Origin of the sequence: Domibacillus indicus, from assembly GCF_023715895.1 — a bacterium.
Taxonomy (GTDB): Bacteria; Bacillota; Bacilli; order Bacillales; family Domibacillaceae; genus Domibacillus; species Domibacillus indicus_A.
In genome coordinates, this window is sequence record NZ_JAMBOO010000065.1 from 1 (window position 1) to 841 (window position 841).

Here is an 841-nt window from a genome sequence, read left to right on the forward strand (position 1 = left end):
CAATCGAAAAAGAGCCGCAGATTGCGCACCTTCCAGTTGTCAAAGAAAAACTGAACGTCCTGAAGGAAGTGACAGGCGATTATCAAGAGCAGCTTCACTATTCATCAGACACGGATGCCCGTGTTGGCCATAAAACAGCGGACTCTTCTTTCTTTGGGTACAAAACACACCTTGCGATGAGCAACGAACGAATCATTACCGCAGCGATTGTCACAACCGGTGAAAAAAGCGACGGGAAATACTTGCAGGCCTTAATTGAGAAAAGCAAAGAAGCTGGAATGGAAATAGACACCGTTATCGGGGATACCGCGTACTCAGAAAAAGCAAACTTACAGTATGCAAAAAAAGAAAAATTTCAACTGGCCTCCAAGTTGAATCCGCTAATTACCCAAGGGGGACGTGTGAAAGAAGATGAATTTGAATTTAATAAGGATGCGGGTATGTATGTGTGCAAGGCGGGGCACCTAGCGATTCGTAAGGCGCGTACTGGGAAGAAAAATGACGGCAAGAACCAACGGGAAAAATATTACTTTGATATCGAAAAATGCAAAGTTTGTCCGCTTAGAGAAGGCTGTTTTCAGGAAGGGGCTAAAAGTAAAACATATTCGGTAACAATAAAAACGAATGAACATACGGAACAAGAAGCTTTTCAAAATAGTGAGGAATTTAAAAAGCTCGCACGCGAACGATATAAAATTGAGGCGAAGAATAGCGAGCTTAAACACAGGCACGGGTATGAAACAGCGTCATCCGCGGGTCTGTTTGGCATGGAAATACAAGGGGCCACTGCTATTTTTGCGGTCAATTTAAAGCGAATCATTACGCTTTTAAAGGAAAAAGA

1 protein-coding gene is annotated in these 841 nt (G+C 42.9%); it reads left to right on the top strand.

Translation table 11 applies throughout. The features are described from left to right. A partial coding sequence (locus M3221_RS25435; RefSeq protein WP_251274818.1) for a transposase occupies nt 1-841 on the top strand: 841 nt, incomplete at both ends.